Here is a 24929-nt window from a genome sequence, read left to right as displayed (position 1 = left end):
AAATTGCATAAAAATTTATAATGTATTATAGTGATATTTTAATAATTAAAATCAAAAATCATTTTATCAATTTATATAAAAATCCCATTTTACATACAATACAAAGCTACAAATAATAAAAATGCAAAAATAAACACAACTTAAATATAAATTCAAATAAAAAATAAAAAAGCAAGGAAATATAGTTATTTTCAAAGCTTTAATTTAGAATAAAATATTTAAAATACATTTTTAATTTTCAAAATTATATTCTTTATTATAATTATTTAAATCAGTATTTTTAAACGCATTTAAAGGGTTAAATCAATGGATCATCATAAGCTAATTCCCCTTTGGGATGAACGCTATAATATCAACCATCAAAAAATCGATACCCAACACCAAAGACTCTTCGAACCTGCAGCACAAGTTGAAAATGCGGTTTTTAAATTTGTTAAGCGCGATGAATTAAAAGAAATTTTAACCGAACTCTTTGCTTATATGAAAGAACATTTTCATGATGAGGAAGAATTTATGCAAGAAATTCAATATCCACGCCTTTACGAGCACAAACAAATACATAAAAATATCATACATGAAATGTTTCAATTGATACAAAATATAAAATCTACAAATGATTTAAAAGAAAAACTATACTCTATCATGTCAAAATGGCTTTCTAGGCATATTTTAAGCCATGATGTTATGATTATTGCTTGGGTAAATGAGAATTTAAAAAAAGATGAAAATAAAGCACTTGAGTTAAACGATTTGCCACCAAAACAAACCCTAACACAGGAGGAAAATTTCGAATTTATCTATTCTTGTCCTTGCAAGATAGATCATAGGTTAAGCTTTAAAGAGCATGAAAGTATTACCAATGAAGGCAAGGTTATGAGATGTAAAAAATGTCAAGAGCTTTTATTTTTTATTAGAAGCCAAGAAAAAACTTATAAGGGATAAAGCTTGCTTCCAAAATGGGATAAAATCTATAGCGTTCATAATGGCAGAATAGACAACCAACACAAAAAGCTGTTTGAACTTGCAGCCAAAGTTGAACATATATTTGATAAACCCGTTCATAGAGATGAAATTAAAGCTTTGCTTACAGATTTTTTCAACTATATGAAATACCATTTTGATGATGAAGAAAAATATATGCAATTCATTCGTTATCCAGACTTTGAAAGGCATCGCCAAATTCATAAAGAAATCATCCAATCCATGATAAAAATCATTCAAAACATAAAAACCACCAACGACCTAAGAGAAAAACTTTATATCATGGTAAAAAATGGCTTTTAGAACACATACTTTATGAAGATATGAGAGTAGAACAATGGAGATTAGGTTCTTTAAGCTCTGAAAATGGAGCTGATATCACTTTTGAAGAAATTAAAGATGATGAAGATGAGGCTGTAATTTATTTTTACGCTTGCGAGTGCATAGGGCAAATTCATGATGTACCTTCTGGAATTCATAAAAAAATACAAAATGAAGGTGCAAAATTTAAATGTAAAAAATGTAAATTTCCTTTAGAATTTTTCAAAAAAGGGTATTAATTTTTATATTTATTTTGTTAAAATTATTTAATTTTTATTAAAGGATGAAGAAATGTTAGCATTTTTTAAAGGTTTAGGGATAGGATTTTTATGTTTGGTACTTTTTGTAGCTGGAGTGATTTTTAATGTAGAGTTTTTAAATAAAAACAAAACTACTCAAACTTTAAATTTCTCAAGAAGTATAGAAACAAGTATGGAAGCTAAACCCGATATTTTTCATGCAAATATCAACTTTTGGGCAAATGAAAATTTAAGCACTCAAACCTTTTTAAGCAATGAAGATAAAATTCAAATTTCTAACACTTTTAATCAAATTTTAGAACGCTCTAAAAAAGAAAATTTTTGCAGTGGCGGAAGTTTTTCACTTGAACCTAATTTTTCTTATAAAGATGGAGTTCAAACCCCTAAAGGACAAAGACTTCATGCAAATTTAGAATGTGAGTTTACAGCAGATAAACTAGAAAATTTTAACAAACTTTTAAATGATTTAAACTCCATCATTGCAAAAAGTGAATTTATAGGTATTTCTACACCTGCCTTAGAGCCTAAATTCTCCAAACAAACCCTAAAAGACAATAAAGAAAAACTTTATAGCGAACTTCTAAAAAAAGCTTATTCTTATGAAAAAATTTATTCTTTAGATCTTAACAAAACTTGTATGCTGAAAAATCTAAATATTGAATCAATTCCAAATTTTTATCCAAGGGCTTTAAATAGCATGAAAAGCGCTGATAATATGGAGCTTTCCTTACCTATAATAAAAGATGAAGAGCAAAGCATTAGTGGCACTGCTTTATTTATTTGCAAATAATCAAAGCAAAATAAACTCATTTTAAGTTTATTTTGCTAGAATTTCATCTTTAGCTTTACGCGGGAATAGCTCAGGGGTAGAGCACAACCTTGCCAAGGTTGGGGTCGCGAGTTCGAATCTCGTTTCCCGCTCCATTATCACCCGCCCGGGTGGTGGAATTGGTAGACACAAGGGACTTAAAATCCCTCGGAATTTTTCTTCCGTGCCGGTTCAAGTCCGGCCTCGGGCACCACTTTTTCTAAAAATCATCAGGGCGACATAGCCAAGCGGTAAGGCATGGGCCTGCAAAGCCTTGATCTCCGGTTCGAATCCGGATGTCGCCTCCAAAAAAGGCAATTAATTTTTACAACTTCAATTCGGGAGATGGCTGAGTGGTCGAAAGCGGCGGTCTTGAAAACCGTTGAGGGTCACACCTCCAGGGGTTCGAATCCCTTTCTCCCGGCCACTTTGAAATTTTCATTAGTTTAACAAACTCTGTTATGATAAATTGATTTGATCTAAAAAATAAGGAAATCAATTTATGAAAAAATTCATCTTAATCTCATCTATACTTTCATCTTTTTTTATATTTGCCGAGGCAAATGAACTGCCAAGTGATAAAATCCAACCCGAAGTAAAAGTTATCAAAGAACATTTTAAAAACAAAGTAGAAAAGATAGAATTTGAAGCATGGGCAAAAGGCATGGGTTTAAATTTCTCAACTCAAAAATATCTTAACAATCAAAACTATAAAAAATATGCCAAAACTATGGCAAAACTCATCAGAAAAACAAGAGGAGTTAAAGGCAAGGTTGAAATTTGTTATGAAGGAACACCTCAAAAAAGAGTTCACAAATGCAATAAATTTTAATTCCTGACTTAAATTAATATCATATAAAATTTTTAAGTTTTTTTCACTATAAAAAAGCTACAATTTCTTAATTATATATCATTAAGGAAAAGGCATGTTTAAAATTATTTTGCTCATATCAATAATCTTTGGCTTAAATGCTTGCAAAGGAGAGGATATGAATAACAATGAAGATACCAATAAAGATATTAAAATGGTCTATACTCCTAATGGAGGAGGTATAAAACTCAATACAAAAACCAATGAATTTTTATTTAATCAACGAGAAAAACCCACTGGCAAATACACCAAAGAATACACCAAAGCCCTTTTAGAAGCTGTCAATATAGTCGATAATTCCCCTTATAAAAAATTTTATGAGCCTAAATATTTAGATCCAGAGTTTCACACAGGAGAGAAATCCACTTTGCTTGAATTTAAAGATTGGCAAAAGATCTATTTAAAAGATCCTGTTAAAGGAAGCTTAGCTCCTTGGACCAAAGCAGAAAAAGCTTATTATAATTCTTTAGATGGAGAAGGAAGGTATAATTATTTAGTAAAAAGAAGTGGCTTAGTATGTACTCCCATAGATTTAAAAGATAGTGCTTTAATAAGACCTAAAAGACCTAAAGAAAAAAGATTTATAAATGCTTATAAAGAAGGTATGAAAGATTATAAAGAAGCTAAGAGACTAGATTATAAAGGATATGATCTTTTTCAAAAAGCCATTAAGAATTTAAGCTATGCTTATGAAGAGGGCAAAGATTATAAAGCAGGACTTGCTTTAGCAGAACTTGGATATTCAAAAGATTATTTTAGAGCCATTATAGGTAAATTAGACCAAGATGAAAACAATGAAGCTTTGTTGGATAAACTAATCAATGAATTTTTAAATGCTAATTATAGAAGCATAAGGATTTATGAAGAACTTATAGAAAAGTATGACTTAGGGGATGCTTATTGGGGTTTATATGTTTATTCTCGTAAAATAGAAGATACAGTATTTGATGATAGATTTTATTTTGCTCAGCTTAAAGATAGCAGTGAAGAGCTTTATAAAAATGCTTTTGAACATGGAGCTTATGGAGCTTTTGGTGCTAAGGCAAATACTATATATTCTGATTTAATTGCAGGAGAATATCAACTTTGCTTAGGTATATTGGGCAATAAAAAGGCTTTTTATGAAGCAGCTGTATATCTTAGTGATTCTGGTTTAAAATCAAGAGCCTTTCAAGCTCTTTGGCTTGGAGTGCAATTAGGAGATGAAAAATGTTTAGAAGGATTGTATCGTCCTTTATATGGAATACATGAAAACCCTTTAAAAAGACAACTCATGAAAGACTTTGCTAAAAATCCTCCTTATGACAAATACGGAATGCTTCCTTTTTTAGATGAGTTAATCTCTACAGAATGGATTATAGATCCAAATGAATATGATTTCATTTACGATATTAATAATAGAGTAGTGACGGCAATGCTAAATGGAATCGATAAGGGTAAATATAAAGATCCAAGAGATGTGGATTCTACTCCTGAAAGTAGATGGGAATTTGACCAAGAAATAGATGCTTATAAAGAAGGTTCTGTAAGAAGTTATAGTTATGATTTACCCAATCACTGGAGTGAAGCAGATGTAGAAATTTATTTAGAAGAGCTTTATTTACATGCCAAACTCGCAGCTTTAACTCCTCCTCAAGGCTATCCTAATGCACCAAGATACTATAGTCCTGAAAGATTAGAATTTATTTACAACAAACACAAACTTGATTCTAAACTTGATCCTAGAATCCCTGCTATTTATAGAGCTAACTTTCCTGAAGAGCTTAGAGCTAAGATAAGAGCTTTTGCTAAAGAGCATAATATAAAGGAATGAAATGAAAAATTTTTATATGAATTTAGCATTAAATGAAGCTTGGAAATATCAGTTTTTAACCTACCCTAATCCTGCTGTAGGTTGCGTTATACTAGACAAAAATGAAAAAATTTTAGCCATAAAAGCCCATGAAAAAGCAGGATGTGCTCATGCAGAATTAAATGCTATAGCCCATGCTTTTACAAATTTAAACCCTGAAATTTCATTACCTCAAGAAGCCAATGCGATGCATGAATTTATTTGCAAAAACCATAGAGGTATTTTTAAAGATAGCATAGCTTTTGTCACACTTGAGCCTTGCTCTCATCAAGGAAAAACGCCTCCTTGTGCAAAACTCTTTAGCGAGCTAGGTTTTAAAAAAATTTTCATCAGCGTTAAAGATGAGAATGAGATTGCAAGTAAAGGTGCGGAGTTTTTAAAAAAACAAGGAGTAGAGATTGAATTTGGTGTGCTTAAAGATGAGGGAAAAAAACTTTTAAAACCTTTTTTAAAATGGCAAAAAGGACAATTTAAACTTTTCAAACTCGCTCTTTCTATGAATGGCTCGCCTTTTGGCAAAATCGTAAGCAATGAGCTAAGTCGTACTTATGCGCATAAAATTCGTTCTGTGATTGATTTGCTTGTGTTAGGAGGAGAAACGATAAGAAAAGATCGTCCCATACTTGATGCAAGACTTTGTAAAGGCAAGGCGCCTAATCTTTGTATTTTAAGTCATCAAAATTTAGAAAATTTTGACAAAAGCATTCCTTTATTTAGCGTGCCTCATCGTCAAATTTATACTCAAATTCCTAATAAAGCTAAATTTTTAATGTATGAGGGTGGAGAAAATTTCCTAAAAAAATTCAAAGATGAGATGGATATGTTTTTGATTTTTCAAAGTTCAAGTTTAAATGATGAAAAAAATGTTACAATGCCTTTGAATTTCAAGCCACTTTATAGAAATTTTTTAGGGAGTGACACTTATGGCATTTATGAGCTTTAGCGGATTTTTTTATGCAAGAAATGATTTAAGATTATTTAAAATAGAAAAGAAAAGCGAAATCAAATCTTTTTTTTATAAAGATTATACGCTAGCAAGCTTCAAAGATGAGCTAAATTTAAACAATGAAATCTTTTTTTATCAAAGTTTGAAAGAAAATTTGTTTAAAGAAAATGATGAAATTTTAATTTCAAATTTAGGCAAAAAAATCATACTTTTTAGAAATTTTACTCAAAATAGTGATAATTTTGCTGAAGCAAAATTAAAACAAGTCTTGCTTTTAATTTTTTTATTTTTAGCGAGTGTATTTTTTGCAAGCTTGGCTGCCATCAATGAATTTGGTGCTGTTGATCTTGTTTTTTTGATGATTTGTTTGTTGCTTTTGGTTATGGGTATCATCAACCTTGGCTTACTTTTTAAACAAATTCGCATTTTAAAAAGTTTTAGCAAAGAAGAAATGAAAGAATTTTTAACCCAAAGAATGAAAAAATACGCAAAAAAATAAACAAAAATACCTTAAATTTTATAAAAATTTATTTATTTAAAAGTGTGCAAAGTAAAATCTTAGCACACTGTTTTTAAATTTGTAGCAAGTCCGCCTAAAGAAGTTTCTTTGTATTTGTAATTCATATCCTTACCAGTTTCATACATGGTTTCTATCACCTCATCAAGGCTGACTATAGGAATAGATTTGCGTGTCATTGCCATTCTAGCTGCACTGATAGCTTTTATCGCCCCAAAAGCATTTCTTTCAATGCATGGAATTTGAACCAAGCCCCCTACAGGATCACAAGTAAGTCCTAGATGATGCTCCATTGCCATTTCAGCAGCGTTGCAAGCCTTAAAAGCATTGGCTCCTAAAACTGTGGCCATAGCCGCAGCTGCCATAGAACTAGCACTACCAATTTCTGCTTGACAACCTGCTTCTGCTCCACTAATACTTGCATTTTTCTTATAAAAAGAACCTATAAGCATAGCTACTAATAAAAATTCAATTGCCTTTTCATCACTAAAACCTATGGTATGGTTTTTAAGATAAAGCATGACAGCAGGGATAACAGCACATGCTCCATTTGTTGGTGCGGTTACGACTTTTGCTCCGCTAGCATTTTCTTCAGCAATCGCAATAGCATACAAAGAGATAAAATCAATAATCCCCATAGGATCAGTAGTCATCGCTACTCTTTCTTTAAGTCCTTTAGCTCTACGCTTTAAATGAAGTTTTCCAGGCAAATAATCTTCATTCGGGTGCGTACCATTATAATACACTTCTTGCATCACTTCCCAAATTTCAAGACAATAAGCACGAATTTCCTCTTTAGTGTGAAATTGCAATTCATAACGATAAGAAAGCTCTGCCAAATCCCAATCTCTTTTATCGCAAAGCTCTAAAGCTTCTTTAGCGTTATTAAGCTCTATATCTAGTTTTTTCTTTTTATTTTGGTTGGAATTTTTACCTTTTTTTTCTAATTGTGCAGTTGTTAAAACAAAGCCTCCACCTACAGAATAATAAGTTTCCTCATCAACTAACCCACCTTTACAATCATAAGCTTTAATTTTCATACCATTCTCATGTAAAGGTAAAAAATCTTTAGAAAATATCAAATCTTTTTCATAATTAAAACTAAGTTTTTTCTCGCCACAAAAATCAATTTGAGCATTTTCAATAGCATTTTTATTTACTTCATCTTGTATTGCCGCACTTAAATTTTTAGCTTCTAAGCCATTTAACCCCCAAATCACAGCCTTATCACTCAAGTGTCCTTTGCCTGTTAAAGACAAAGAGCCATAAAGAATGATTTGAATTCTTTCAATTTTTTCTAATTTTTTAGCAATTTTTTTACAAAATAAATTTCCTGCAAGCATAGGTCCTAAAGTATGTGATGATGAAGGACCTACACCTATTTTAAAAATATTTAAATTACTCATTCACCACACCTTAAAAAGTATAAATTACAGTGATGATTGTTAAAACACCTGTAATAAAAACAAAAGCATCTAAAGCTTTATTTTGGAATTTTTTCATTTTTGAAACCGTATAAATTGCAATAATTGGCATTAAAAATAAGATTGCTGCGATAATTGGACCGCCCAAACTTTCAATAAAACCTAAAATACTAGGATTGATATAAGCAGTAATTAACATAACAATATACATTACTAAAGTAGAATAAACTGCGATTTTTTTCAAATCAGGATTTTCATTACCTGCTAATTTGCAGCATTTTCTAACTATACCATAAGCACCTTCTCTAGCGCCAAAATAATGTCCAAAGAATGAACTAGAAATTGCCAAAAATGCGATTAATGGACCACCATAAGAAATAAATGGATTATCAAGCTTATTAGCAAAATAAGAAAGCACCGGTATGTTTTGTGCTCTTGCTTCAGCAAGTTCAGCTGGAGTTAAAGAAAGCACGCAAGATATCACAAAAAACATAACAAAAGCAAGCAACATGACAGAGGTTCTAAACAAAATTTGATTTGCTTTTTGTACTGAATTTTCAGGATATTCTCTTTTTACGCTTAGAGAAAAAGTTGAAATTGCTGGTGAGTGATTAAATGAAAACACTAAAACCGGTAAAGTTAGCCATACTATAGTAATAAATTCTTTTGTTCCAGGAATAGCACTAAAACTTTCAAATGACCATTGTGGGATAAGATATAAAGAAAATAAAAATAAAATAGCACATAAAGGATACACAAGCCATTCACATACTTTAGTGATTAACTCTTCGCTAAAAAGCATAATAAGCATAAAAATACTTACCAAAATAAAAGCTAAAAGCAAACGATAAAAAGGAAATAAACTCGCTACAACTTTTTCTTTATCATCTGTGCTTACCTCATACATGGCACGAATAATATCTGCAAATACACCCTCTGAATTTAAAAGGGGTAAAAATTGATGGTAGATAAAACTTTCAAAAGTATTGGTTATACCCACACAATACGCTAAACAAATTGGAAAAATTGCAAAGAAATAAAGCACAGAAATAAAAATACTTACTTTTCTACCAAAATACTCTTCAGCCGCATGGGTAATGTCTTTATCATTACCATTTGCTTGACATACAAAACGACTTAAGGCTCTATGGCTTAAATACACCATTGGAAAAATAATCAAAGTCATCACAACAACTGGCCAAAAACCACCAACACCCGCCTTAATAGGTAAAAATAAAATCCCCGCACCCACAGCGGTTCCAAAAAGAGATAAAACCCATCTCGTGTCATAACGAGTCCACTTAGGAGTATTCATACATTTTCCTTAAAATTTGATATCGCAAAATTAAGCTTATTTTAACACACTTACTGGGTAAAAAATCTAAATTTCTAGCATTTTTCTTTAATTTATGTAACATTTTGTAAAATATTAGTCTTATTAAAATTATATTTTAAGATTTAATTTAAGTAAGTTTTGAAGATGGTTTTTTATATAAAAAACCATCTTGGATTAACAAAGAGAAATTTTTAAACTCATTTAAAAATTTGGAAACATAAAGTCTCCAAATTTACATGCTTTTAGAATTAATAATCAAATTTTTGTCCTAAGATATTACCCTGTGCATCAGTATAAATTTTTAATTGATTGCTTAATTCAAATTTATATCCGTTGATTTCTCTGCTTACTTCTATGATTTGAGCGTTTGATGAAGCACTGATTTTTGGCATAATATTTGGCAAAATGCTATTTGGCAGAGCTTTGTATTTTCCATCTACATCTTTCCACTCTCCAGTGATAATAAAGTCAATTTCTGTTCCATCATTTAAAGTCACATCATAAGAATCTATATCTTTTTTTACTAAAGCAATTTGTGCAGTTTTAAAATTCTTAGATATAAAATCTTGTGCATTTCTTGGAAGTTCACTCGCAGGAACAATTATATCTCTAGCAAAAAGCACCGTAGCACCCAATAAAGCCGCTAAACCTAATTTTAATTTCATTTTTTCTCCTTTTTGTTTGTGTTTTGGTTGAGAGAAGTTTAACTTATCTTTGTGAAGTGAATGTGAAACTAAAAAATAATTTTTAAACTCTCATTTTCAACACCTATGCCTTGACTTTTCTTAAAAGAAAGTATTCTACCATCTTCAAATTTTAAAGTATCATCATCTTTTAAACTTAGATCATAAGTTAAAATATGCAAAATAATGTCATACAAAGTGAAGAAAAGCTCTTTTTCTTCTATATTTGCATCACAAACCTCAAGCTCTAATTTATCGAAATTTCTAAGACCATAGGTGTAGGCATTATTGCCATTATCACCTGGATAAACGCTTACATAAATCCAATTATAAATAGGCAAACGATTATCTTCTAGCATTTTTGCATTTTCTATATAAAACTTAGGCTCTAAAACAACTCCTCCTGTATAAAATCCCAAAGTATGCTCATCTTGCAAACACGCAGATGATATTTGAGTAAAAAGTTTAGCTTGATCTAGCTTTGATTCACTCTGACTTAAAACGGATACAAGAAGATGTGCTTTATGTTTTTGGGTTTGCTCTAAAGCATCTTTCCACATAAAATTAAAATTAGCATAATATTCTGCTTCGTTGTTGGGTATAGGATTTTTAATCAAATTTAAAGTAACGATCATATTTTTAAAAGAAAAAATTACTCCATCTTGAGTAAAATTTTCATCAGCAATCCATATATCAAAATCATCTTCAAGTATCTTTTTCAATTTCAAAAAATCAAACTTGGCTTCATCAAGAAGAACAAAAGAAATAAAATTATGATTTTCTTGCATGCTTTTCCTTAAGAGTTAAAGTATTTAAAAAATTATAACCTAAATTTTTAAGCCATATGATTATTTAAAAAATTATGATAATTAATATTAATTATAATTTTATTTTTATTGTAGTATAATCGCCAAAATTTAATCAAATCATGGAGTTAAATATGGAATTTTTAAAAGATTATATTGATTTAATTATCTTTATAATTTTAGGAGTTATGGCATTTATAGCTTTTTGGTGCGTAATTGAAAGAGTATTATTTTTTAGAAAAATAGATTTTAAAAATTATGAAAATCAAGAGCAATTTGATGATGCAATTAGCGAGAATTTAACTACCATTTATATTATTTATTCTAACGCTCCCTACATAGGACTCTTAGGAACTGTTGTAGGGATTATGATTACTTTTTATGAAATGGGAATAGCGGGAAATATCGATGTCAAATCCATAGTCGTAGGACTTTCTTTAGCTCTTAAAGCTACAGCTTTAGGACTTTTAGTCGCCATACCTGCCTTAATGGCTTATAATGCCTTACTTCGCAAGGTTTCACTTTTAAGTAATGCTTATAAGGTGAGTAAAAATGCTTAAATTGCCTAAAAATGAAGGGTTAAATATAGTTCCTTTCATAGATATAATGCTTGTTTTACTTGCTATCATTCTTAGTATTTCAACTTTCATTGCTCATGGCAAAATTGAAATCAATCTACCCGTTAGCGAAAATGCTCTAAGTCTTAACAATGATGAAAAAAAATTATCCATTAGCATTGATGAAAACAATATTTTCTATCTAGACGATAAGACTACAGATTTAAAAGGCTTAAGCGATGCTATTTCTTCGCTTCATAAAAAAACTATAGTAGAATTAAAAAGTGATAAGAATGCAAAATTTGAAAGCTTTGTTCAAATCATTGACTTATTAAAAGCTAAAGAGCATGAGAATTTCCAAATTATAACAGAGAAAAATAGATGAAAAATACTTTGTCAAATCACAAATCACAAGCTTTTTATATATCTTTTTTCTTAGCTCTAGTTTTTTAATTCTGCTAATTTTTGAAAAATAGAATTAAATAGCTTTGCTTTGACTCTAAAACAATCTATAACTTAAACTAATCACAAAAGCTAAAAAACCTGATACAAAACTAATAAGAGCGCTTAATCTACACCCAAAGTAAATACTATAAATATTTCATTTATTTTTAAATTTTTACACTCTTTTGTTCACAAATATGGCTTCATTATTACTTATTTGCACCATTAAATCTTTTTTTAAATTTTGCTCTAAATTCCCTAAAGACTTATTTTGAAGTTCTTCAAAAATTTGTGGATTACTTGCTTTAAGTTTGGCTTGCTCATCAGCACTTAAAGCACTTAAACCTTTTTCTTGAGCTTTTTGAAGCAAATCTTCGTCTTCTTTTTCTTTGATATTATTTTCCTTATCATCTTTTTTATTGATTTTTTGCGGATCTATGGTTTTCATAGCATTAGCTCCACCACCTGATGCTTCTTTAATGTCGCTTAAAATTTCTCTCATGCTAGGTTCTTTAACATCACTATCATCAACTTTACCATCTTTATTTACATCTTTATCAATAAAAAAATTTAATTTTTCTTCTATATTTGCATCATCAGATATTTTTTCATCGCTTGTTTTAAAACCTAAATTTTGCATACTTTGTTGAAGGGTACTTGTATTAAAATTTAATTTTACACTTTGTTGTTTATTATTTAAATTTGAATTTAAAGAACCAAAATTATCTTTTACACTTTCAAACCAATTTGAAACAAATTGATTTGCTTCGCCATTAAGCCTTATACTACCATCATTTCTAGCAACATAATTCGTATAAGAACCGAAATTTTTTTGTAAACTACTATAATTTTCATCGCTTAAATTTAAAGCTATAAGTTCACCTTGCTTATTTTCAAAAACAACCTTAACACCATCGCTATTTAAACTCGAAAGATCTTGCACGGGAATTTTATCTTTCTCTTCTTTTTTTAATTCTAAAATTTCTTTACGATTTGTAACATTTTGAGAACTTGGTAAAGAAACATTAAAATCATTGATTGTTAATTTGTCCATAATAACTCCTTAGAAATTTTAAAGCCCAAGCATTTAACTTGGACTTGTTTATTTTATTTACAAGCTGCAAATAAGCCCAAACGACACATTTGTCTTTGATATTGAGTAGGCAAAGAATTGCATCGTTTCAATCTTATTTCATAATCAACGCAAGAACTTCTAACTTGTGGGCTTTTATTATTCTCAGTTTTGCCATAAGCAAAAGAACCAATAAAGCAAGCAACTAGTGCAACAGAGAGTAATTTTCTCATAGTAAACCTCCAAAAATAATTGTAATCTTAAAATTATTTGATACAATTACAAATTTCATATCGGCAAAAAAATCAAATTTATTTATACTAACAAAATTATTTTTTAAAAAAGGAACATAAATGAAAGCATTAGCTCTTTTTAGCGGTGGGCTTGATAGTATGCTTGCAATGAAACTCATCACTGCACAAGGCATAGAAGTTAAAGCTCTAAATATCAACATAGGTTTTGGAAGCACAAGTGATAAAAGCGAAATCATGAAAAAGCGTGCGGCAATGGTAGGTGCAGATTTTGAAATGATAGATGTAAGAAATTCCTATCTTCAAGAAGTGCTTTTTAATCCACAATATGGCTATGGCAAACATTTTAATCCTTGTATAGATTGTCATGCTTTTATGTTTAAAACTGCTCTTGCTATGTTAAAAGAAGAAAATGCAAGTTTTATCATCACAGGAGAAGTTTTAGGACAACGCCCTATGAGTCAAAGAAGTGATGCGATGGCAAAGGTTAAAAAACTTGCTCTTGATGAAGAAGATTTAATCTTGCGTCCTATGTGTGCAAAAAACCTACCTCTAACCAAACCTGAAAGAGAAGGTTGGGTAGATAGAGAAAAACTCGAAGGTATTAGTGGAAGAAGTCGTAAAAGACAACTTGAACTTGCAGCTAAATTTGGCTTAGAAGACTTTGAAAGCCCAGGTGGAGGTTGTTTGCTAACTCTTGATAGTTTTGCTAAAAAAATTCGAGATTTTATAGAATTTGACAAAGATATGCAAGTAAATGATGCGCAACTTTTAAAATATGGTCGTCATTTAAGACTGCCTAATGGAGCTAAAATGATCATAGGTAGAAATGAACTTGAAAATACTCTTTTAAAAGGTTTAAAAACTCCTAAATATGAAGTAATAGAACTTGGAGATTTAATCGGAGCTTATTCTTTACTTAGTGCAAATGCAGATGAAAAAGATTTAGAACTCGCCTTAAAAATCGCTCTAACTTACACCAAGCATGAAGCAAACAAAAGCTATGAACTTCGATTTAAAGATAAAAGCTATAAAAGTATAGCTTTTGAGGATAAAAAAGAAATCAATCCATTTTTCATTTCTTAAACTTAAAAAAATACAGAAGCCCTGAGATAAATAGGAATCGTTTCGCTTGGCATATTCGAAGATTTATGCAGGGCTTTAGAAGCTGTTAAATTTAAAGAAAGATGATTTAAGTTGTATCTAAAACCAAAGGTGACACCGGCTAAAAAATCTTTATTGGGTAAAAGATAATCCCTACCATAACCCATATCCAATCCAACAAAAGGCTCTAATGCTCTTAAATATTTAGGCGCATTTAGAAATTGCAAATAAATCGTATTGTTACTATATGCTCCATAATCAAGAGCAGCAGAGCTTTCTTTAAATCCCCTAACTGTGTATTCATCGCCGATTAAAAATTTATCAGCATACAATAAGGGTTCATTAGAATAACTCGCACCCAAGCTGTTTTGATATAAAAATGCTAGGCCATCATTTGCATAAAAACTTTTTTGATAGCTTAAATTAAAATTGACTTTGTTAAATTCGATTTTATATAAAGAATCTTTAGAATCTTTTTTAGAACCCAAAAATGGAATTCCTTTTTCGTATTCTAAATTTAAAAACAAAAATCCACCAAATGCCAGCGTTGAATACTCAACCCCGCTAGCAATACTTGAATACCTACCACTTGAACTCTCTAAACGAAAATTATCAATCTCATTAACATCATCTTTAATGCCTAAATTAGCATAAATTGAAAATTTATCCTTGCTTGTGCGATGTAAAATCTTTTTTAACATGATTTTATGTCTTAAGCTTGTATCTGTATTTTTTATAAAAGAATTATCATATCCCTCAATCATATTTATATTATCACTATATTGCATAGAATAAGACAATTGATAACTCTGTATGGGCAAGGTATAATTTGCCACATAAACATTTTCTCGCTCTTGACTCATATCTTTTAACAATCCTTTGATAAAACCAAAGCGTATGGAGTCGTTAAGATTTAAAATACTACTTAAAGAAAGATAGGCACTAGCTTTATATTCTCCTTTAGCTTTATAGCCACTATTATCAAAGTCCAATATCAAATCAGGTGGCTTTGATTTAAGATTGATAAATATATCAGAATAACCATAATTTTCACTCGCTTTAACAGCGATTTTAACATCTCTTGCGCCATTGTTTAAATTTTCTATACCTGTATCTAAATCATAAATATTGAATTTATCACCCTTTTTCAAAGGCATACCAAAATCTAATCTTGTTGTATTATTATCCCCATTAAGATACACCTCTCCTACAAAACCATATTTTAAATCAAGAAAAAGTATATCGCGTTCTTGATCAAGCTCATCAATGGTTACACTAGAAGTTGAATAGCCCTTCGCAACGATAAAATTTGTAAGCTCTTTAATCATATTATAAATATCATTAACACTTAAAGGCTGATTAATGTATTTTTTAAAATATTATTTGCTTGCATGGTAAGCGTATCGTTTTTCTTAAATTGAATTTGTTTGAAAATATAAATTTTATCTTCAGAATCTTGATTTTCTAAATACACATCCTTTTCTTGCTGTTGCTTTTTTTCTAATTCATCAAATTCTTTTTGTATATGTAATTGTTGTTGTCTTTTATCTAGTAAATTCAGCGTTTTTGCAGAGTCATCTGCTTGCAATAAGCAGATAAAACTCATAAGCAAAAAAATAATTTTTAAAAATTTCACCTATAACCTTGTAGTTTGTGTGCTTTCATTGATATAAGGTCCATCTGATTTAGAAGGTTGGTTTGATGGTTGATTAGAAGTAGAATCAGATCCAGTAACCTTGCTTATCCCATTTTTTATTTTAGAGATTGAAGAATTAAGATTTATAGTACCTCCTGCCCAAGAATGATCTTGTGTATCTGTGGTATTTTGAGTATCTGTACTTATACCATGATTTTTGTTATTGTTTATATTGATATTGGCTGCAGAATTTACACTGCCTGTCTTGTCAATATGATCATCTATATCAACCACTCCTCCAAAGCTTTGATTTGTCCCGCCACTTAATCTTATCGTAGCCACATCGCTTTTTTCATAGACACTTACTTCAGAATTTGTAACTTTTCCATCAACAAGTAAATTTCCTTTTTGATTATCAGAATTTAAAATTCCCCCTTGCAAATTTAAATTTCCATTAACATGGCCATTGATTTCATTTCCTGCACTGATACCACTTTGAGTTGTAACAGTTGTTTTATCTGTTTTAGCATATCCTATACCTAAAGTGCCTGAAACACTTCCTGTAACAAGATGATTGCTTGATAAGCCTCCAGTTCCTGATGCATTCAATAAAGCGCTATATTTTTGAGAATTAAGACTATCAGCTAAAGAATTTACTTCCAAATTTCCGCCTACATTTAAAATAGCATCATTAGAAGCTTTAACATTGGCTCCATTGAGTGTAAAATCTTTACCTGTGTTGATATTGATATTATTAGCATTTAAATTCGCATTGGTAAATTGCGTTTCGTTTGATTTAGAATACGACGCACTTGCAAAACCTTCAATGCCTTCACCCACAGTTCCACCATCAACTGCATGATATCCTGCGGTTTGCTTGTTAGTTGCTGCAATTTCCAAAGAAGAGCTAGAAGAAGAATTTTTAGATTTTGCAGCATTTAAAATAACATTATCTTTTGCCTCGATATTAATGCTACTAGCCTTAGCTTCCACTCCATTTAAAACAATACTTCCTTTTGTGCTTTCTAAATTTAAATTATCGCCTGCATTGATTTTAGAAATATTCTCGCTAGAACTTTGGCTTTTATCTTGATTGAATTTAAAACCTAGAGTTTGATTAGAAGTGGTATTTATGAGATTGTTGCTAAATATATTAGCAGTATTGGCTAAAGCTTGAGAAGCTACTATTCCATAATTTACGCCTAAATTTTCATTCTTAGCAGCTGCATTTTGAGCCGATTGATTGATAGCAGAAGCGATAGGACTAGTAGCTTCAATTCTTTCTTTAATATACAAACCAAAGCCTGTACTGCTTTGTGTTTTAATATCTTCATATTTAGTACTAACAATCTCTCCTGCTCTTAAATTAATATCCTTATTAGCCTCAAAATTAGCTCCACCTATATCTAAAGCATTATTTGCATTGATATTAATATTTGAACCTTTGATAGTATTTGAAACATGGGAAAGCTCATCACTTATTTTTTCCGTTTTAGAAAATTCCAAACCAGCCTCTGCAGTTCCTAAAAGATCAGATCTTACCCCACCTTGTGTGATACTATTAGAACTATTTGTGGTATTAGCATTTGCTTTATCTTGCACAAAACTATAATTTACAGCAACCCCATTTCCGGTTAATTCCAAATTAGCATTAGCAAAAACCCCAATAGCAATCGAATCGCTTTCTGTATGGGTTTTATTTTACGCAGCTATAAAATCAACCTTATCAGCCTTAATATCAATCTCGCCTCCATTAAGCTCACTTCCTTTAATGCTTACATTTTTTTGAGCATTTAAATTTAAAATATCGGATTGAATTTGTGATGAAGACACCAAAGAAGCATCAGTATTTACAGAACTTTGCTTATATTCAGCAATAGAACTTGTTGAAGAATGAGAAGAACTTGAAATTTTATTTTCTCCATTTTCTATTGTAATATTTTCTCCATTTAAATTAGCAGATTTATCCGCTTGTAAAGTTGAGCCTGTGATTGCTATATTGCCGTTGGTATTAATATTAATATCATCTTTTGAATTTAAAGTACTGCTTATTGATTTTGAAGTTTCTAAATTAGCACTTTCATAACTGATCTCTACGGGTTTTAATACACACCATCGGTTTTAGTCTTGCTAAGTTCGTGTGCATCTTTAATATTAACATTGTTAGCATTGATATCTATTTTAGAATCAGCATTGATATTGCTAGCTATAATATTTACATCTTGATTGGAAACAATTCCTACATTTGCTCCTTTGATATTGGTGCTTAAAACCCCATCTATACTCGTTGTAGTATTGGATTTTTGACTATCTGTATTAATTTGCTCAAATGAAGATGATTTAGAATAATCGTTTTTGATATTTACATCACCCTTTTGAGATATAAGAACAATTTTAGAATCATTCGCACTAGTAGAAATATCACTATTTTTGATATTTAAATCATTTACCGAATCAATATTAACAACATTATTTGCTTTAATCTCTCCTTTTTTAATTGAATTATAAGAGCCTTTTTCATCTATACCTAAAACAGTGTCTATATTGACATTATTGGCACTTAAATTTATATTTTGCGCATTTAAATTAGAACTTTGCAAATTAATCTCGTTGCCAGCATTGATATTAATCTGACCCTCTGAAGCTATGTCGCCTAACAAAGAATTAAATGATTGCGTATTAATATCTACGCCTGTTTTTCCTGTAAGATTTGATTTTATTTCATTATTTCCAATTGTCTCTTTAGAAAGATACAACATAGGAGCCATGATATTTTTACCGTTTTGTTTGATTGTTACATATAAAATCATATCTTGATCAACAGCTTGATTTTTAGCCAAACCTTGACCCAAATTTAAGCCATTTTCATTGGCATATTTTGCTCCATTTTCAAGTAATTTTTTGATTTCTTCTTCGCTCAATTTAGTATTGGATTGTAGTGCGTTTGCATACATTGCGTTAATAAGCTGATTTTCAAAAAAGGATCTCCTATAACTATAAATTCGTTGAAGTTTTTATTTTTAAATTGATTTAAAATACTTAAAAATCCAAAATACTTGCTTTCATCTATGATAGAAGTATTTGTAGTGTATTCATAAGTAATATTATCATTTGTTTTATTTTCAAGAGTAAATAAGCCTGAATTGATAAGATCAGGTATAGAATTTAAAATTAAATCTTGACTATTTGTCGCTTTTTTTAAATCCGAATCAAGTAAGGCAAAATTTTTATCCAAAGAACTGACTAAATCTTGATTGTATTCCTTAGCATTAAGATCTAATTTACCCTTTGAAGCAATAACAGCCTCGGATTTTGCTTTAAAAACAATCTTTGCATCAAGATTCCACTCTTTTTGATCAGGAACAAATCTTTTTGAAGCATAATCACTACCAAATAATAAAGAAAAACATTGGTTTAAAGCTGAATTTTTAGCTGCTGCATCTTTAAGCGCATTCCACGCTGATTCTCTTTGATGATTTTTTGCTTGGGTGGTAGAAAAATATTTCAAAGCATCAAGCAAGCTTTCATGATCTACAAAATAATAAGTTGAATTTGTATTCCAAGAACCAAGATATTCTTTAGCAAAAAATCCATTAACTCTAATTTGCTCTAAAATTTCACCTACAGAAATTTCTTTACTTAAAGACTTATTGTCTATATTTCCAAAAGATACGATATTGCCTTGAGCAAGAATTTTTCCGCTGTTGTTGATTTGTCTAGCATTATCTTGTGATTGGGTATTGATATTTATATCTTTACCTGCTTGGATAGAAGCTTGCTTGCTGTCTAATAAATTATTATATTTTACAATACCCGTAACACCTACTTCCATATTCCATCGTTTAAAAGCAGTATCACCGTACCCTACTTGACCAAAACCTTGAGAATACTCGGTCGAAGTCTCAAGCATGCCTGTTAAATTTGCATTATTATTTAAAATATTTGCCTCGATATTGATACTTTATCTGCAAAAATTAAAGCATTATTATGAATCGTATGGGCGTTTAAATACAAATTATTTAAGCTATTAAAAGTGGAATTATTTGTAAGGGTTGTAGCTTGGGCTCTAAGATCACCATTTGAAAATAAATAAGCATCATTTACAAGATTTTCATCTGCATGAAGATTTAATTCTTTTCCACTAGCAACAAGGTTTTTAACATAAATATTTTTCGCATCAAGCTCTATTGAAGAAGTATTTTCGAGTTTTGAATTGATATTTAAATCATTCAAGCTTTTTATATGAAGCAAATTTTGTGCGTATAAATTTCCATGATTTAAAGTTAAATCTTTATTAGCTTGTATTTGAATATCATTTTGGCTTAAAATTTTGCCATTATTAATAAAAGCATCATCATTAAGCATTAAGCTTATATCTTTATTTGCTGAAATTTCTCCTTGATTGTCAAAAGAATTTGTACCCACTTTAATATCATTTAAAGCATTGATAAATCCAAAATTGCTAGTTTTATCTAGGGTATTTAAAGTTAAACTGTCTGCAAAAATACTTGAATTTTCTTGATTTATCTTAAAAATATCTTTTGTTTCTTGGCTCAAATTTGTTTGCTTTGCATTTTCAAAATTATTGGCATTGATTTGAATTTGCTTGCCTTTATAAAGTCCTTCATTTGTAACTTTTCCACTTGCTTTTAAATCAATTGTATCTGCATTGATTAAAGAGGTTTTAATATCTTTAGCGTCTATCTTAACACTTCCATTTGTATTTACACCTATAGCTTGAAATTCAGCCTTATCTTTTACTTTTACTATAACATCTTCAATTCCGCGTATTACTCCACTATGTCTTACACCAACACCCTCTTCTGTGCTAATAAGAGTAACTGTATTTGCATACATAGATCCTAAATATTTCCCATCAATACCATAATCAATTTTTTCATCTTTTTGTTTTGAAGCAATAATTTTTGGAGCATTTGGAGTACTTAAATCGACCTTATTAAGCCCAGCTATAAAATTAATATCGGATAAATTTTTACCACTTTGATAGTGGGCAATACTACCTGCAAGGTCAATCCCACGGCTGATTACATTAAAATAATCCCCATCAACCATTACCCCTTTTCTTCAATGGCTACCCTACCATTGCTTGTTACTTCTGTAAAATCTCCATTGAATTTGCCTGTGCTAAGTGTAACTCCTTTAGTATTTAAAAAAGCCGCTCCATTTACACTAAAACCATTTTCATTAGCAAAAATTAAATTAGCACTTTTTCCAAATACCTCAACAGCGCCATTGATATTAGAAGCTTGCTTACTTGAAATTTCATTTATAATAGTATTGGCATTTTGTTTTAAATTTGGATTTTTCCCTACCCATCCTCCAATTTGAGAATTTCCATCTTTTAAACTATTATTAAAAATTACTCCATCTTGGACACTGAATTCATCAAATTGATTGTGTGATACTCCATTTTGATTTGGGTTTTTGATATTAATTACATCAGTTTTATTGCTTGATTGCGTAAGATCTGTTGTACTTGAAACAATAACATTACCATTTCTTTGACGCAAGTCTGCTGAGAACAATACGCAAGGAAATAAAGCACCAAGAAGTGTTAAATTCAACGATAAACGAACAATTTTCTTTTTACTAAATTCCATCAATCCCTCCTTGTAATATCTTTAACCATTTTAATATTAAAATAGTAATTTTTATCAATATTTTTAATTAATACTAAAAAAATCCTAAATAAAAATTCCTTTTTTATACACTTAAAATAAAAATAATATTAATTTATTTTTTTAAACTTATCAAAATGTATAAAAAATATAAAGATTAAGTGTTAAAAAATTTATAAAAGAGACGATATGGAGTTAAATCTTTTCAAAATATTGCAAATTAAAGCCCAAAAATGGGCTTTATCATTTTTTTATCCCATAAGCATTTTTTAAATTGTTTAAATTAGCACTTGCATGAAGCAATAAACAATCAGCCAAAACCAAACGCACCATAGCACTCACTACTACACTACCTCTAACACCTACACAAGGATCATGTCTGCCTTTGAGTTCAAATTCTAAATCATTTCCAAATTTATCCATACTGCTTTGCTTTAAAAAAATAGAAGGAGTAGGTTTAAAATAAGTCTTTAAAATAAGATCTTGTCCATTTGAAATACCTCCTAAAATCCCTCCGCTGTGATTACTTAAAAACTCACCCCCTTTTAAAGCATCATTATTTTGCGAGCCTCGCATTTTACTCGCATTAATCCCCTCGCCTATCTCAACAGCTTTTACAGCATTAATCCCCATTAAGGCATGAGCTAATTTAGAATCTAATTTATCATAAAGCACTTCTCCAAGTCCTACAAGCATTCCCTTAGCTCTAGTATAAACAGAAGCACCCACACTATCTTTTGAGTTTCTAGCGCTTAAAATTTCTTTTTTAAATTCATCTTCTAAATTAGGATCTAAGCAAAAAATCTCACTTTGTTTTGCAAATTCAAAATCCAATTCTTCCTCTTTTAAATTTGAAATAAAATTTCCTACTCCAAAAACCCCACTTCGAACACAAATACCAAATTCACGCAAAAGCATAGCTGCAACAGCACCCGCAGCCACTCTAGCAACACTTTCTCTAGCACTAGCTCTTCCGCCTCCTCTATGATCTCTTATGCCGTATTTATGAAAATAAGTAAAATCAGCATGGGCAGGACGAAATAAATCTTTTAAATTATCATAATCCTTAGAATGTGTGTTTTCGTTAAACACAACCATAGCAATAGGATGACCCGTGGTATAACCTTCAAATACCCCGCTTAAAACCTGCGCCCTATCGCCTTCTTTTCTTGGAGTTGCAAATTTGCTCCCACCCTTGCGTTTATCAAGTTCGCTTTGTAAAAACTCTTCATCAAATTTAACCCCTGCAGGCATTCCATCAATCACGCAACCCACTGCCACTCCGTGGGATTCTCCAAAACTTGTAAATTTTAATCTTGTACCAAAAGTATTCACTATAAAGCTCCTAATTTTTCAAGTGTAATTTTTGCTGCCATTTGCTGTGCTTCTTTTTTATTTCCCGCAATGGCTCTTGCAAGCTCTTGTCCATTAAGGAATAAAGCGATTTCAAATTGTTTTAAATGATCAGGTCCAAAAGCACGCACGGTTTCGTATTGTGGGGTTTGTCCTAATTTTGCTTGTGTAATTTCTTGCAGTTTTGTTTTATAATCTTTAATGAGATTTTTTGCATCAATTTGTGGGAAGTTTTTTTCTATAAGCTTTAAAGCGATATTTCTTGCAAAATCAAATCCCGCTTCTAAATGTATAGCCCCCATAATCGCTTCTAAGGCATCAGAAAGTATAGAAGGCTTTTCTTTACCTCCATTGTTTTCTTCAGCCGCGCTCATAAAAATAAAATCGCCCAAATTTAAACTATTTGCGATCTTTGCAAAAGATTTTTCATTGACCAAAGCCGCTCTTAATTTTGACAAATCCCCCTCAGCGTCTTTAGCAAATTTATGAAAAAGATATTCACCCACAACTAAATCAAGCACCGCATCGCCTAAGAATTCCAAACGCTCATTATTGTAAGGTTTTTTAAAACTTTTATGAGTTAGAGCATGGATTAAAAGATCTTTATCTTTGAACTTATAGGCTAATTTTTGTTCTAATAATTCAATATTTTTCATCATTTTCCCTTGCAATTTTTAAAGCAGCTTCGCGTGCTAAAGTATCACACCTTTCATTTTCTAAATGCCCATTATGTGCTTTTATCCAATAAGCTTTTATCTTATGGGGTTTTGCCACATCGATATATTCTTTCCATAAATCTACATTTTTTTTACCCTTGAAATCTTTTTTTATCCAAGCTTCTAGCCATTCATTAATACTTTGAACCATCAAATTAGAGTCTGTAAAAAGTGAAATTTCACAAGGTTCTTTTAAGGCTTTTAAAGCTTCGATAATCGCTTTTAATTCCATTCTATTGTTTGTAGTATTAGCTTCTGCTCCAAAACCTTCTTTTTGATGTTGATTATAGCGTAAGATATAAGCCCATCCTCCAAAACCTGGATTTTTAAGGCAAGAACCATCAGTATAAATTTCAATATGTCTCATTATTTTTCACTTCATAAATAATTTGACAAGTATTAAATTCATAACAAACAGGGCAATGATAAAAAAACAAAGGCATTACGCTTTTGCATTCTGTGCAACGATATGAAAATTCAAGCCTTGCTTTAAAGGAATTTTCTTTTAAAATTTTTAGCATTTTAAAATTAGAATTTTTAAAATTTACATCTTTAGACTCTTCATCCTCTATCAAACCCAAGGCATAAAAAAATTCAAAATATTCTTTATTTTGTAGATTAAAAGCTTTATTTTCTTTATAAAGCAAATCACAAATACTTGAAAAATCTTGATTTAAAAAAATATGATATTTTTCAAAAACAAAGCGTCCTAGCATAGGATTATTGTCTGTTTGTAGTTTTAAAATATGCTCTTTTTTTTCTTCATCACTTAAACTAGAAGCAAGAAAATCCAAAGCTTTTAAAAATTCTTTTTCTTCTTTTACATTTTCTCCAAGCTCAAACAAACAACCCAAAAGCTCTAAATTTTCCTTATATTTTCTTAATTTAAGATAAACAATTTTTAAAAGTTTTAAGGCTTGTATATTTCTTGGACGCAGTTTTAAAGCTTGCAATAAAACTTCCTTTGCGCGCTCTAAAAACCCTGCTTTAAAATATACTTTTGCCAATGCAAAAAAGATAAATTCACGCTCTTGCTTATCCTTACTTTTTTCAAGGGCGATAAGATAAATTTGCGTGGCTTTTTCAAATTCACCACTTTTGGTAAAAATTTCGGCCAAAAAACTCAAATTTCCAAAACTCAAACCCTCATTTCTTAACAAATCTTTGTGGATATTATCCATCTCAAATTTCTTAATAAATTTTTCAAGCTTTTGTTCTTCATCTTTGCTCGCAAATACTTTCCAAATATAATTTGCCACAGCTACAACGAAGATTAAAACAGTTAAAATTATAAGTCCCACTAAGGGATCTCTGTATTCTACGAAGAAAAAATCCATCATCCTGCTCTAAAA

26 protein-coding genes, 4 tRNA genes and 1 pseudogene are annotated in these 24929 nt (G+C 30.4%); 15 read left to right on the top strand and 16 right to left on the bottom strand.

Annotation, left to right across the window (positions count from 1 at the left end; genetic code table 11):
• The first annotated feature begins 306 nt into the window (after positions 1 to 306).
• The 12 genes from FOC43_RS08065 to FOC43_RS08015 all read left to right on the top strand — a co-directional run bounded on the left by FOC43_RS08065 (position 307) and on the right by FOC43_RS08015 (position 6538).
• Positions 307 to 942 (top strand): bacteriohemerythrin, encoded by a 636-nt coding sequence (locus FOC43_RS08065; protein ID WP_002786541.1) that lies wholly within the window; start codon positions 307 to 309, stop codon positions 940 to 942.
• A gap of 3 nt (positions 943 to 945) precedes the next feature.
• Positions 946 to 1284, top strand: a complete 339-nt coding sequence (locus FOC43_RS09045) for a bacteriohemerythrin (RefSeq protein ID WP_002778929.1) — start codon at positions 946 to 948, stop codon at positions 1282 to 1284.
• 20 nt (positions 1285 to 1304) lie between these two features.
• The gene (locus FOC43_RS09040) at positions 1305 to 1541 is read left to right on the top strand and encodes a hypothetical protein (protein WP_002778927.1); all 237 of its coding nucleotides are present in this window, start codon (positions 1305 to 1307) and stop codon (positions 1539 to 1541) included.
• Between the two features lie 52 nt (positions 1542 to 1593).
• The gene (locus tag FOC43_RS08055; RefSeq protein ID WP_002788920.1) at positions 1594 to 2352 is read left to right on the top strand and encodes a hypothetical protein; all 759 of its coding nucleotides are present in this window, start codon (positions 1594 to 1596) and stop codon (positions 2350 to 2352) included.
• Positions 2353 to 2411: 59 nt separating this feature from the next.
• Positions 2412 to 2486: transfer RNA gene (locus tag FOC43_RS08050), tRNA-Gly, on the top strand.
• Positions 2487 to 2495: 9 nt separating this feature from the next.
• A tRNA-Leu gene (locus tag FOC43_RS08045) sits at positions 2496 to 2584 on the top strand.
• A gap of 20 nt (positions 2585 to 2604) precedes the next feature.
• A tRNA-Cys gene (locus tag FOC43_RS08040) sits at positions 2605 to 2678 on the top strand.
• A gap of 31 nt (positions 2679 to 2709) precedes the next feature.
• Positions 2710 to 2797: transfer RNA gene (locus tag FOC43_RS08035), tRNA-Ser, on the top strand.
• A gap of 75 nt (positions 2798 to 2872) precedes the next feature.
• Complete coding sequence (locus FOC43_RS08030; protein WP_002778925.1) at positions 2873 to 3202, top strand: hypothetical protein; 330 nt, start codon at positions 2873 to 2875, stop codon at positions 3200 to 3202.
• Positions 3203 to 3296: 94 nt separating this feature from the next.
• Positions 3297 to 5054 carry a hypothetical protein gene (locus FOC43_RS09035; protein ID WP_004284490.1) on the top strand — a complete coding sequence of 586 codons (1758 nt, stop codon included), beginning with the start codon at positions 3297 to 3299 and terminating at the stop codon, positions 5052 to 5054.
• Between the two features lies 1 nt (position 5055).
• On the top strand, positions 5056 to 6036 hold the full coding sequence (gene ribD / locus FOC43_RS08020) for a bifunctional diaminohydroxyphosphoribosylaminopyrimidine deaminase/5-amino-6-(5-phosphoribosylamino)uracil reductase RibD (RefSeq protein WP_002778923.1): 981 nt from the start codon (positions 5056 to 5058) through the stop codon (positions 6034 to 6036).
• The gene (locus FOC43_RS08015; RefSeq protein ID WP_002778922.1) at positions 6017 to 6538 is read left to right on the top strand and encodes a hypothetical protein; all 522 of its coding nucleotides are present in this window, start codon (positions 6017 to 6019) and stop codon (positions 6536 to 6538) included. The genes ribD and FOC43_RS08015 overlap by 20 nt, the downstream gene beginning before the upstream one ends.
• A 59-nt stretch (positions 6539 to 6597) precedes the next feature.
• On the opposite strand, the gene FOC43_RS08010 is transcribed toward FOC43_RS08015, so the two are convergent.
• From FOC43_RS08010 to FOC43_RS07995, 4 genes are all read right to left on the bottom strand, one after another.
• A complete protein-coding gene (locus tag FOC43_RS08010) occupies positions 6598 to 7962 on the bottom strand; it encodes an L-serine ammonia-lyase (protein ID WP_002778921.1) in 1365 nt (454 codons plus the stop codon).
• Positions 7963 to 7972: 10 nt separating this feature from the next.
• Positions 7973 to 9295 carry an aromatic amino acid transport family protein gene (locus tag FOC43_RS08005; RefSeq protein ID WP_002784598.1) on the bottom strand — a complete coding sequence of 441 codons (1323 nt, stop codon included), beginning with the start codon at positions 9293 to 9295 and terminating at the stop codon, positions 7973 to 7975.
• A gap of 269 nt (positions 9296 to 9564) precedes the next feature.
• Positions 9565 to 9981 (bottom strand): PepSY-like domain-containing protein, encoded by a 417-nt coding sequence (locus tag FOC43_RS08000; RefSeq protein WP_002782432.1) that lies wholly within the window; start codon positions 9979 to 9981, stop codon positions 9565 to 9567.
• A 68-nt stretch (positions 9982 to 10049) separates the two neighbouring features.
• The gene (locus tag FOC43_RS07995; RefSeq protein WP_002783024.1) at positions 10050 to 10787 is read right to left on the bottom strand and encodes a DUF4261 domain-containing protein; all 738 of its coding nucleotides are present in this window, start codon (positions 10785 to 10787) and stop codon (positions 10050 to 10052) included.
• 152 nt (positions 10788 to 10939) lie between these two features.
• On the opposite strand from FOC43_RS07995, the gene exbB reads away from it, so the two are divergent.
• Positions 10940 to 11365: a TonB-system energizer ExbB gene (exbB, locus tag FOC43_RS07990; RefSeq protein ID WP_002782436.1), complete on the top strand. Its 426-nt coding sequence runs from the start codon at positions 10940 to 10942 to the stop codon at positions 11363 to 11365.
• A complete protein-coding gene (exbD, locus tag FOC43_RS07985) occupies positions 11358 to 11747 on the top strand; it encodes a TonB system transport protein ExbD (RefSeq protein WP_002778912.1) in 390 nt (129 codons plus the stop codon). The genes exbB and exbD overlap by 8 nt, the downstream gene beginning before the upstream one ends.
• Before the next feature lie 234 nt (positions 11748 to 11981).
• Here the strand turns inward: exbD and FOC43_RS07980 are convergent, their stop codons facing one another.
• Both FOC43_RS07980 and FOC43_RS07975 read right to left on the bottom strand, forming a co-directional pair.
• A complete protein-coding gene (locus FOC43_RS07980) occupies positions 11982 to 12860 on the bottom strand; it encodes a hypothetical protein (protein WP_002792059.1) in 879 nt (292 codons plus the stop codon).
• Positions 12861 to 12913: 53 nt separating this feature from the next.
• Entirely contained in the window at positions 12914 to 13111 is a 198-nt protein-coding gene (locus FOC43_RS07975) for a hypothetical protein (RefSeq protein WP_002781938.1), read from the bottom strand.
• Positions 13112 to 13231: 120 nt separating this feature from the next.
• Here FOC43_RS07975 and FOC43_RS07970 point away from each other — a divergent pair, with 120 nt between their 5' ends.
• Positions 13232 to 14215 carry a 7-cyano-7-deazaguanine synthase gene (locus FOC43_RS07970; RefSeq protein ID WP_002783028.1) on the top strand — a complete coding sequence of 328 codons (984 nt, stop codon included), beginning with the start codon at positions 13232 to 13234 and terminating at the stop codon, positions 14213 to 14215.
• A 2-nt stretch (positions 14216 to 14217) separates the two neighbouring features.
• Here FOC43_RS07970 and FOC43_RS07965 read toward each other — a convergent pair whose 3' ends face one another.
• The 10 genes and pseudogenes from FOC43_RS07965 to FOC43_RS07915 form a co-directional block, all read right to left on the bottom strand.
• Positions 14218 to 15561 (bottom strand): ShlB/FhaC/HecB family hemolysin secretion/activation protein, encoded by a 1344-nt coding sequence (locus FOC43_RS07965; protein ID WP_004284503.1) that lies wholly within the window; start codon positions 15559 to 15561, stop codon positions 14218 to 14220.
• 20 nt (positions 15562 to 15581) lie between these two features.
• The gene (locus FOC43_RS07960) at positions 15582 to 15869 is read right to left on the bottom strand and encodes a hypothetical protein (protein WP_002781942.1); all 288 of its coding nucleotides are present in this window, start codon (positions 15867 to 15869) and stop codon (positions 15582 to 15584) included.
• Positions 15870 to 18823 (bottom strand): annotated as a pseudogene (locus FOC43_RS09090) (hemagglutinin repeat-containing protein).
• Complete coding sequence (locus FOC43_RS08905) at positions 18787 to 19779, bottom strand: hypothetical protein (RefSeq protein ID WP_004284509.1); 993 nt, start codon at positions 19777 to 19779, stop codon at positions 18787 to 18789. The pseudogene FOC43_RS09090 and the gene FOC43_RS08905 overlap by 37 nt, the downstream one beginning before the upstream one ends.
• Positions 19780 to 19802: 23 nt before the next feature.
• Positions 19803 to 20942, bottom strand: coding sequence for a hemagglutinin (locus tag FOC43_RS08900; protein ID WP_002778877.1), 1140 nt, complete (start codon positions 20940 to 20942; stop codon positions 19803 to 19805).
• A complete protein-coding gene (locus FOC43_RS07935) occupies positions 20942 to 21490 on the bottom strand; it encodes a two-partner secretion domain-containing protein (protein WP_004284511.1) in 549 nt (182 codons plus the stop codon). Before FOC43_RS07935 ends, FOC43_RS08900 begins: the two co-directional genes overlap by 1 nt.
• A gap of 261 nt (positions 21491 to 21751) precedes the next feature.
• Positions 21752 to 22843: a chorismate synthase gene (gene aroC, locus FOC43_RS07930; RefSeq protein WP_002778875.1), complete on the bottom strand. Its 1092-nt coding sequence runs from the start codon at positions 22841 to 22843 to the stop codon at positions 21752 to 21754.
• Positions 22843 to 23517 carry a ribonuclease III gene (gene rnc, locus FOC43_RS07925; RefSeq protein ID WP_002778874.1) on the bottom strand — a complete coding sequence of 225 codons (675 nt, stop codon included), beginning with the start codon at positions 23515 to 23517 and terminating at the stop codon, positions 22843 to 22845. Before rnc ends, aroC begins: the two co-directional genes overlap by 1 nt.
• A complete protein-coding gene (rnhA, locus tag FOC43_RS07920; RefSeq protein ID WP_002778873.1) occupies positions 23504 to 23944 on the bottom strand; it encodes a ribonuclease HI in 441 nt (146 codons plus the stop codon). The genes rnc and rnhA overlap by 14 nt, the downstream gene beginning before the upstream one ends.
• Entirely contained in the window at positions 23931 to 24914 is a 984-nt protein-coding gene (locus FOC43_RS07915; RefSeq protein ID WP_002783043.1) for a CDC27 family protein, read from the bottom strand. The genes rnhA and FOC43_RS07915 overlap by 14 nt, the downstream gene beginning before the upstream one ends.
• Positions 24915 to 24929: the final 15 nt, after the last annotated feature.

This window comes from Campylobacter coli, assembly GCF_009730395.1.
Taxonomy (GTDB): Bacteria; Campylobacterota; Campylobacteria; order Campylobacterales; family Campylobacteraceae; genus Campylobacter_D; species Campylobacter_D coli.
This window is presented reverse-complemented; position numbering and strand designations above follow the sequence as displayed.

Bases quoted from the DNA above. Each gene is read 5' to 3' on its own strand.
- FOC43_RS08065 (WP_002786541.1), top strand. From the start codon at position 307: ATGGATCATCATAAGCTAATTCCCCTTTGGGATGAACGCTATAATATC.
- FOC43_RS09040 (WP_002778927.1), top strand. From the start codon at position 1,305: ATGAGAGTAGAACAATGGAGATTAGGTTCTTTAAGCTCTGAAAATGGA.
- FOC43_RS08055 (WP_002788920.1), top strand. From the start codon at position 1,594: ATGTTAGCATTTTTTAAAGGTTTAGGGATAGGATTTTTATGTTTGGTA.
- FOC43_RS08030 (WP_002778925.1), top strand. From the start codon at position 2,873: ATGAAAAAATTCATCTTAATCTCATCTATACTTTCATCTTTTTTTATA.
- FOC43_RS09035 (WP_004284490.1), top strand. From the start codon at position 3,297: ATGTTTAAAATTATTTTGCTCATATCAATAATCTTTGGCTTAAATGCT.
- ribD (WP_002778923.1), top strand. From the start codon at position 5,056: ATGAAAAATTTTTATATGAATTTAGCATTAAATGAAGCTTGGAAATAT.
- FOC43_RS08015 (WP_002778922.1), top strand. From the start codon at position 6,017: ATGGCATTTATGAGCTTTAGCGGATTTTTTTATGCAAGAAATGATTTA.
- FOC43_RS08010 (WP_002778921.1), bottom strand. From the start codon at position 7,962: ATGAGTAATTTAAATATTTTTAAAATAGGTGTAGGTCCTTCATCATCA.
- FOC43_RS08005 (WP_002784598.1), bottom strand. From the start codon at position 9,295: ATGAATACTCCTAAGTGGACTCGTTATGACACGAGATGGGTTTTATCT.
- FOC43_RS08000 (WP_002782432.1), bottom strand. From the start codon at position 9,981: ATGAAATTAAAATTAGGTTTAGCGGCTTTATTGGGTGCTACGGTGCTT.
- FOC43_RS07995 (WP_002783024.1), bottom strand. From the start codon at position 10,787: ATGCAAGAAAATCATAATTTTATTTCTTTTGTTCTTCTTGATGAAGCC.
- exbB (WP_002782436.1), top strand. From the start codon at position 10,940: ATGGAATTTTTAAAAGATTATATTGATTTAATTATCTTTATAATTTTA.
- exbD (WP_002778912.1), top strand. From the start codon at position 11,358: ATGCTTAAATTGCCTAAAAATGAAGGGTTAAATATAGTTCCTTTCATA.
- FOC43_RS07980 (WP_002792059.1), bottom strand. From the start codon at position 12,860: ATGGACAAATTAACAATCAATGATTTTAATGTTTCTTTACCAAGTTCT.
- FOC43_RS07975 (WP_002781938.1), bottom strand. From the start codon at position 13,111: ATGAGAAAATTACTCTCTGTTGCACTAGTTGCTTGCTTTATTGGTTCT.
- FOC43_RS07970 (WP_002783028.1), top strand. From the start codon at position 13,232: ATGAAAGCATTAGCTCTTTTTAGCGGTGGGCTTGATAGTATGCTTGCA.
- FOC43_RS07965 (WP_004284503.1), bottom strand. From the start codon at position 15,561: ATGATTAAAGAGCTTACAAATTTTATCGTTGCGAAGGGCTATTCAACT.
- FOC43_RS08905 (WP_004284509.1), bottom strand. From the start codon at position 19,779: ATGCTTGAGACTTCGACCGAGTATTCTCAAGGTTTTGGTCAAGTAGGG.
- FOC43_RS08900 (WP_002778877.1), bottom strand. From the start codon at position 20,942: ATGGTTGATGGGGATTATTTTAATGTAATCAGCCGTGGGATTGACCTT.
- FOC43_RS07935 (WP_004284511.1), bottom strand. From the start codon at position 21,490: ATGGAATTTAGTAAAAAGAAAATTGTTCGTTTATCGTTGAATTTAACA.
- rnc (WP_002778874.1), bottom strand. From the start codon at position 23,517: ATGAAAAATATTGAATTATTAGAACAAAAATTAGCCTATAAGTTCAAA.
- rnhA (WP_002778873.1), bottom strand. From the start codon at position 23,944: ATGAGACATATTGAAATTTATACTGATGGTTCTTGCCTTAAAAATCCA.
- FOC43_RS07915 (WP_002783043.1), bottom strand. From the start codon at position 24,914: ATGGATTTTTTCTTCGTAGAATACAGAGATCCCTTAGTGGGACTTATA.